Here is a 7627-nt window from a genome sequence, read left to right on the forward strand (position 1 = left end):
GCGTCACAACTCTCATATCCACGATTCTCATCATTTTTTCAAAGCTGGCTTACTACGATTTCCTCTGTTTCTTTCTTTTTTATTGGATTAATCATAAGCTACTCCTTCACTGTAAAATGCTTCGAAACTTCATCCGGGTTACTTTTCTTGTTCGCTATCTCTTCAGCCGGCACAGCTGCCCGGACGATTCGGCTCATCTGGTACATCCGCTCAGCTAGCGCGCTAATACGTGTTTCTTTCTCGCTTGCAACTGTTGAATGAAACGTGTCACGTACGCTTCCCAACCATTTATCCGGTATATTCCGAACTCCCGCCATAACCCCCGCTAAGCAGCCAGCAGTCGCTCCGGCACTGTCGCAATCCCAACCCTGCATCACCTGAGAGCAAATGATTTTCTCGAAATCGACTCTCCCGGTGGAGTCCACGCCGTTCACAAGCGAATTGACGATCGCCGCGCTCTCATTAAACGTTCCATTGAAGCCAAGATATCCCCATTTGGCGTTTATCCTATCGTACGTTTTAAGCCAATCCTTATCATGACTAGCCCAATCAAGCGTTTCGCTGAGACAAGCCGCATATCGAGAGTTCCTCGGAAGCTGATTAATTCCCGCTTGCACAACTTTCGCCGGATCAGGTTCATGGAATGCCACTGCTACCGCCGATGCAACCCACATCTCCGCGTACAGACCGGTTTTGGCATGCGTCAAACGTCCGTCCCGCCAAGCCATCCCAGCCGCAATCGCCGGCCGACCAGGGTTAACCAAGCCGAAAGCGTCACCTCGAATCATGGCGCCAATTAATTCCTCCCCATCGTTGAACAAAGCGACAAAATCATTCCATTCCTTGCCTTCCGGCAGTTTATTATCGTGATCCCACCACAGGCCGGTTAGCAGACAATAACGGGTGTGCTCTGGCCCCCAGTTCCAACCATAGGGAATGTTCTCTTTCCAAAGATTCGCCATGTCTTGGGTGCGGAAGCCTGGCCCAAATTGCTCCAGCACTTTCAAACCAAGCACGAGATAGTTAATGTCATCGTCCGCTTGGACATGCGTCACGAAGCCCTTCGTGCTTTCTATGCAATCTCGACGAAGAGGGTTTCGCTGCGTTGGACTATAGGCGGGTACAAAGTCCGTTAGCGGCCAAGCGTCTGCACCCTCAAGGTACGTGCGAATGTCCGCCAATGTCCATCCCATCTCGAACGGCTTGCCTAGGATACAACCGAGCATCCGACCGTAGACACCGCCATATACTTTGTCACGAATTTCGAGTTCATTCAGATAACCAGGAACCACATCTCGCCGTGTATCGGGGCGCTCGTCCCGAATGCAATCAAGGTCGTTCGGCTCCTGATATGGAAATTCGGGGCGCATGGGTATGTCCACGATCGAGCGGCCGAAAGCAAGAAGCGGATCATAGCCATCAGGAACACGATCAAGCTGCTCTTGGAGGCCGGATATATCATGGCCTTGGGTTTCAAGCATACGGATGCGATTCTCGCACGTTTTCCGTAATTCATGGAATGGTATGAGCATTTGGAATTCCTCCTAGTAGTGATCTATTTATAAATGTAGACATTCCTAGGCGCTGTCACAACTCCTAAATCTACAGCTCTATTCACTTTTCAAATAGGACTTACTACGAATTTCACTGATTACTTCTTTTTTAGCGGTGAGGTTAGGAATGGCGATTCTTACATTCAGAAACATAAAAAACCCTTACTAGGTAAGGGTTGCTGATTGTATTACTGGGATGCGGTCGGAGGGATGTGAACCATGGCATGACGGATTCAAATTGCGTTGTCTACTCCGCTTGGCTACATGAGTTCGCTTTTTTCACTTGGCGTCATCGAAGCTGCCGTCTGCAGCCACTTAACCGCTGGCAAAATGAGAATCGCGACAGCAGCTAACGTGCCGATCGCAACACTTCGGTTGTTTAACAAGAGTTGAACAACCAAGGAAAGCACGATGCCCCCTAAGTTGCCAAACAGCAGCAGCAGGCCTGTGACGGCGCCAACCGATTGCGGATCGGATTTGGCCTCTGCCAGCGAGAGCATCACAGGCAGATCGGCAAGAAGAAGAAAACCGCACACCGCCAGCAAGCTGATGAACACCCACTGTGGCATACCAACTGCGAGCCCGAACAGAAGGAACACGCTCACCACAAGTGACAAGAGTACGACCACTCGCGCGCGCTGACCGCGCAGCGCCCATCGTGGCAGGGCCGCAGCGCCGACAATACCCGCTGCCGTCATAACCCCAATACCAATGCCGACTTGCTGGGCATTGTAGCCGATCGCGCTGGCCAACACTTCCAGCCATGTCGCCAGCGTAATGAAAATGCCGAAGCCTGCGAACAATAGCAGGCTGTACAATCTTACCCAACGCTGCGACCAGAGGGTCGCAATCGCGCTGAACCCGAACGCGCTGCTCGTCTCAGCAGCCGCATCGACCTCAAAGACTGGCGCTCGTCTTAGCGTCAAAAGCATCGCCACGGCTGCAATTACGCTAATGGCGCCTTGCGACCATAGGACAGCCGACATCCCTTGCCAAGCCATTAGAAAAGGAACGGTAACGGTAGAGACAAGGATACCGACGAACAAACTGGCCGTACCTGCCGCAATCGCATAGGCTCGTTGCTCTGGACGCACATAGAGCACTGCTAATTTATTCACCGCATTGAGTACAAGCGGCTGACCTACGGAGATCACAATCTGTCCGATGAAAGCATATTCGTAGCCAGGCAGTATGCGGATAAGTCCTCCGATCGCAGTCAATGCACCGCCGATGAGCAGCGATCTTCGAAACCAACGGTCAGCCGCCACACCAAAAGGAATAGACAGCAGTACGTAGACAAGCGGGAATACGAGTGATAACCAGCCTACGGCATCAACAGAAACATGCCACTCCTGAGAAGCAGCCGTCGTAATGGGTGTGAATGTTACCCATAGCAGCTGAGTTACCGCCGCCAATAACGCGTAAGCAGTGACGACCGACCAGCGAGATTGAGGCGTACTTGCACTTGGCTCCATCATCCAGACACCTCCCCATTTTCTTGTCAACCTTATCCTGTCACGCCGAAAATCTTTTCCAGATACCCGTTCAGCATAATCCCATCCGGGTCCAACTTTTCTCGAATGCGGCAAAATGGCTGCCACATCAGATACCTGTCATTCAGCTTATCTGCGGTCATCAGTGAATGCATTTTGCCCCAGTGCGGCCTGCCGCCGTGTTTCAGGAAAATTTCCTCCATCGCATCAAAATAGTCCTCATACGGCATCCCTTTATACATATGAATCGCAATGTAGGATGAATCCCGTCCGAACGCCGGGCTTAACCAGATATCGTCCCCTTTGGCAAAGCGGCACTCGATCGGAAAATGAACGTTGTACTTGTCCCTTGACATCTTCTCGCGCATTTCTTGAATGACGGCCGGCATGACTTCCGCTGGGAGATTGTATTCCATCTCATTAAAACGAACGAGTCTTTGCGTCGCGAATAGTCGATGACTGTAATCAACTTTGCTTCCCACGGGCACTTGCGATGCGGATATCCGACTCACCGTCCGACTGAGCTTCGGGACCTTACGGCATAATTCGGACAATAGACCGAAAACCGTATTTTCGAGTAGGACATCCCCGATGTAATCACGCACCTTTCGGCTCGTCACCGCTTGATCCGTCGGATTCATGAATTTCAGCTGACACGGATCAGCATAAGGAAACCAATAAAACTCAAAATGCCGATGTCCGCCCGCGATATCAGACAGCTCTTGCAAGCATTGTTTCAGTGGCATGCGTTTGCTTTCATACTTCATTTTGTAGGCGGGTTGAAGCCTGAGCGTCACTTGCACAATAATACCCAAAGCGCCAAGGGATACCTGCATCGCTTTAAACAAATCAGGGTGAGTCACAGGTGTACAAGTGAGAACTTCCCCTGCGCCAGTCACCATCGTCAGTCCAACCACTTGCGTAGCTATGTTGCCGAACTGCTGACCAGTGCCATGCGTCCCTGTGCTGATTGCTCCAGCAATGGACTGTACATCGATGTCGCCGAGATTTTCCTGTGCTAACCCTTTGGCGAACAAAAGTTCGCCAAGCAACTTGAGCTTCGTGCCAGCCCATACCGTCGCGGTCTGTTCCTCAGCGTCTACCTCGATTAAGCCTTGCATGCGGTCCAGCGTGATGAGCACATCATCAGATGCCGCAATCGGCGTAAAAGAATGCCCCGTACCGACAACCCGCAGTCTGCGTCCTTCTCTTCTGCAAAGCAGAACCGCGTCAACCACCGCTTCTATAGAGTCTGGATAAAGCACCGTCTGCGGCGATGCCTGTACGATTCCCGACCAATTCGTCCATGTCCCTGATTTGCTTATCATAGAAAACACGCCCCCATACCGCGATATGTTGGATATGTACTTACAATGCTGCCCTGCGAAACGGCATATAACGAAAGGAATCGCTCGCACAGCTCCCCTGCCTTCGCATGACGGAAAAACACCGGATCGCCCAGCTCCAACTGGACTTCGCCCCGCACGCGCAGCGGTGTTTGTACCTCACCTGCGCCCTCCAACGGATATAGCTCCAGACCTTCCGGCAAATACGGCTTAGGCCGTTTGTCTAACCCCGTTGGCCCCGAGGCCGTATAACCGCCGCCCATACAAGTCACGATGTTTGGCTGTGGACAGCGCACCACCTCTACTGCATACCCCGCAGCAGGCTTATAGCGAAAGGACGTGTAGTTATCGAACAAGCCTGGTGCGTAAAAGCCAGAACCTGCCGTGATCTCAGTCACACATGCTTCTTTCCGCGAGCTGTCCATACTTCCTGTCCCACCCGCATTGACGAAACGAAGCTCGACACCCATTGCCTCAAGCTCACGCGTCACTTCCTCTCTCCACTTCACAGCTTTGAGAATGGAGGACTTTTTCAACCTGCGGATTAACGCATTTTTCACAGCTTGCCCAGGCACGTTATCGCCAACACCGGCAATCTGCGCCTCGTACCCCATAATACCGTCAAGCCGCAGCCAACTCGCTTCGACGATCCGCTCAGCCACAGGGCGAACCTGCTCCCAGCGCGTTAACGGGGATCGCCACACGCCAAAGTGCAGCCCAGGAAAATCGGTCGACATATCGATGTCGATACAAATGGGTACAGTTATTTGCAGCTTCGCTGCGAGACGCTCTAACTGCACAACATGCTCGATACAATCGACCATGAACGTAATCGTATTGCCCTCGCCAATCAGCGAAATTACATCTTTTATGGCCTCTGCGTGCCACTGCGGATAACCCAGTAAAAGATCATCAAATCCTTGCCTCGCTAAGAAAGCAGCCTCCGCCGCCGTATAACACATAATCCCCTGATACACATCGTCAGCTGCCAAAATACGGCGAAGCACATCCGGGCAGCGAATTGACTTGCTCGCCACCCGTATTTTCTTCCCCCCGGCTTCCTGCGCAATGGCCTTGATGTTAGCGTCCAATAAATCCAAATCTACGAATGCGAATGGTTTCGGTACTTCCTTGAAAATCTGTTTATAATACTCATAGGATCCTATCATGAGACTTACCTCTTCCTATTAAGCCGTATTTATGGCTTAGTCAGCATACGAATGATTTTCAACCCGATTTTGCTAGACGGATACCGAAAAGGAATATCGAACCTCGTCGTCTGCTTTAATATACTTTTCATATGTGAAAATATGTGAAAGCTCATCTCGCCATGATAGCTGCCCATTCCGCTCTCGCCAACTCCGCCTACAGGCAGATGCGTCGAACCAAAATGCATCAGCGTATCATTGACACAACCGCCGCCGAATGAAATTCGCTCAAGCATGGCATCTTGCACCTTTTTATCCTCCGAAAATACATACAGTGCCAACGGCTTCGGCCGAGCTAGGATCATGCCTACGACTTCATCTAGGCTTTCATAGGTCAGGACAGGAAGAATAGGGCCAAAGATCTCCTCTTGCATCACGGGCATTTCCCATGTGATATCTTCAAGCACCGTCGGTTCAATTTGCAGCGTCTGATCGTCAGCCTGCCCACCGATAGCGACCTTCCCGTCATGCAAAAAATGATGCACCCGCTCGTAATGTCGGCGAGAAATAATTTTGCCGTAATCAGGGCTTTGCAGCGGCTTGTCGCCATAGAAAAAGACAATCGCTTCTTGAAGATAAGCCAGCAGCTTATCTTTCACGCTCCGATGCACGAGCAAATAGTCTGGAGCCACGCAGGTCTGTCCCGCATTCGAGAACTTCCCGAAAGCGATACGCTGCGCCGCCAGCTTTAAATGCGCGTCATGATGTACGATGCAGGGGCTCTTTCCGCCAAGCTCTAGCGTGACTCGCGTGAGCCGCTTCGATGCCGCCTCCATCACAACTTTCCCTACGGCTACGCTGCCCGTAAAAAAGATTTTGTCAAACGGCTGCTCCAGCAGCACGCGACTTTCTTCCACGCCGCCTTCCACAACGGCCACATACTGCGGTTCGAAGGTCGCACGTATGATCGCGGTCATCACAGCGGATACCGCTGGCGCTAGCTCTGAAGGCTTCAACACAACCGTATTCCCAGCCGCAATCGCTCCCACCAATGGATCAAAAGCCAACATAAACGGATAATTCCACGGTGCAATGATAAGTGCCGCACCCAGTGGTTCAGGGATGATGTAGCTTCGGCTTCCCGAATGCGTCATCGGCGATTTCACTTTTTTCGGCCTCATCCATCGTTTCAGATGCTTGATGACATGCGCTATTTCTTGATATACGATGCCTATTTCAAATGCGTACGCTTCCTTCTCTCCCTTATTCAAGTCCGTGCGAAGCGCCTCGATAATCGCTGATTCCCGTTCGACAATTGCTTGCTTCAGCTTTTTGAGCTGTGTAATCCGGAAATCGAGCCCTCGCGTAGCACCTGTGTGATAGTACCTTTTTTGCTGATCCATCAATTGGCTTATCGCCATACGGCTCTACTCCTCTCGGATATTTATATCTCGGCTGCGTCACTTCTGCAAACGCTTACAAATAGCTGTATTGTACACATACTTAATCCAATCATTTTACCATCCCAATCCACTCAGTGACAATAATACGAAATAACCCCATAGATTCCTCCATAATTCTTGGCAAAATAAAAAAAGCCCTGATTGCTCAGGACTAAAAGAAAAACCCTTACTAGGTAAGGGTTGCTAATTGTAAAACTGGGATGCGGTCGGAGGGATTTGAACCCTCACGCCTTGTGAGCGCCACCCCCTCAAGATGGTGTGTCTGCCGTTCCACCACGACCGCTTATAGGAAGTAAACTGGGGATCTAGGATTCGAACCTAGGCATGACGGAGTCAAAGTCCGTTGCCTTACCGCTTGGCTAATCCCCATTAGATAAGGGAAAAGGGCGACCGATGGGACTTGAACCCACGAATGCCGGATCCACAAACCGGTGCGTTAACCCCTTCGCCACGATCGCCACAGTAGGAATATTATTCCTTGAAAACTAGATACGAAACTTCAACGTAAAGTATTTACTTAGGAATTTTGGTTAAGCCCTCGACCGATTAGTATTCGTCAGCTGCATACGTTGCCGCACTTCCACCTCGAACCTATCAACCTCGTCGTCTACAAGGGGTCTTACA

The 7627-nt window shown here is 51.0% G+C and carries 5 protein-coding genes, 3 tRNA genes and 1 rRNA gene; all 9 read right to left on the bottom strand.

The annotated features are described in order from the left end of the window. Positions 1 to 98 precede the first annotated feature (98 nt). Positions 99 to 1532, bottom strand: coding sequence for an ADP-ribosylglycohydrolase family protein (locus tag AC58QO_RS21805; RefSeq protein WP_497269172.1), 1434 nt, complete (start codon positions 1530 to 1532; stop codon positions 99 to 101). Positions 1533 to 1813: 281 nt separating this feature from the next. Then, positions 1814 to 3031 (bottom strand): MFS transporter, encoded by a 1218-nt coding sequence (locus AC58QO_RS21810; RefSeq protein ID WP_497269174.1) that lies wholly within the window; start codon positions 3029 to 3031, stop codon positions 1814 to 1816. A 29-nt stretch (positions 3032 to 3060) separates the two neighbouring features. Beyond that, positions 3061 to 4374: a D-arabinono-1,4-lactone oxidase gene (locus AC58QO_RS21815; RefSeq protein ID WP_497269176.1), complete on the bottom strand. Its 1314-nt coding sequence runs from the start codon at positions 4372 to 4374 to the stop codon at positions 3061 to 3063. Next, the gene (locus tag AC58QO_RS21820; RefSeq protein ID WP_497269178.1) at positions 4371 to 5561 is read right to left on the bottom strand and encodes an amino acid deaminase/aldolase; all 1191 of its coding nucleotides are present in this window, start codon (positions 5559 to 5561) and stop codon (positions 4371 to 4373) included. The genes AC58QO_RS21815 and AC58QO_RS21820 overlap by 4 nt, the downstream gene beginning before the upstream one ends. A 29-nt stretch (positions 5562 to 5590) precedes the next feature. After that, entirely contained in the window at positions 5591 to 6961 is a 1371-nt protein-coding gene (locus tag AC58QO_RS21825) for an aldehyde dehydrogenase (protein ID WP_497269180.1), read from the bottom strand. A 243-nt stretch (positions 6962 to 7204) separates the two neighbouring features. Further along, a tRNA-Leu gene (locus tag AC58QO_RS21830) sits at positions 7205 to 7286 on the bottom strand. A gap of 14 nt (positions 7287 to 7300) precedes the next feature. After that, positions 7301 to 7372 (bottom strand) — tRNA-Gln (locus AC58QO_RS21835). Positions 7373 to 7388: 16 nt separating this feature from the next. Then, a tRNA-His gene (locus AC58QO_RS21840) sits at positions 7389 to 7461 on the bottom strand. A gap of 68 nt (positions 7462 to 7529) precedes the next feature. Then, positions 7530 to 7627, bottom strand: a 23S ribosomal RNA gene (locus AC58QO_RS21845); the annotation flags it as partial.

This window comes from Paenibacillus sp. J31R30 (assembly GCF_059692115.1).

Coding starts and splice junctions, on each gene's coding strand:
- AC58QO_RS21820 (WP_497269178.1), bottom strand. CDS start 5,561: ATGATAGGATCCTATGAGTATTATAAACAGATTTTCAAGGAAGTACCG.
- AC58QO_RS21825 (WP_497269180.1), bottom strand. CDS start 6,961: ATGGCGATAAGCCAATTGATGGATCAGCAAAAAAGGTACTATCACACA.
- AC58QO_RS21810 (WP_497269174.1), bottom strand. CDS start 3,031: ATGATGGAGCCAAGTGCAAGTACGCCTCAATCTCGCTGGTCGGTCGTC.
- AC58QO_RS21805 (WP_497269172.1), bottom strand. CDS start 1,532: ATGCTCATACCATTCCATGAATTACGGAAAACGTGCGAGAATCGCATC.
- AC58QO_RS21815 (WP_497269176.1), bottom strand. CDS start 4,374: ATGATAAGCAAATCAGGGACATGGACGAATTGGTCGGGAATCGTACAG.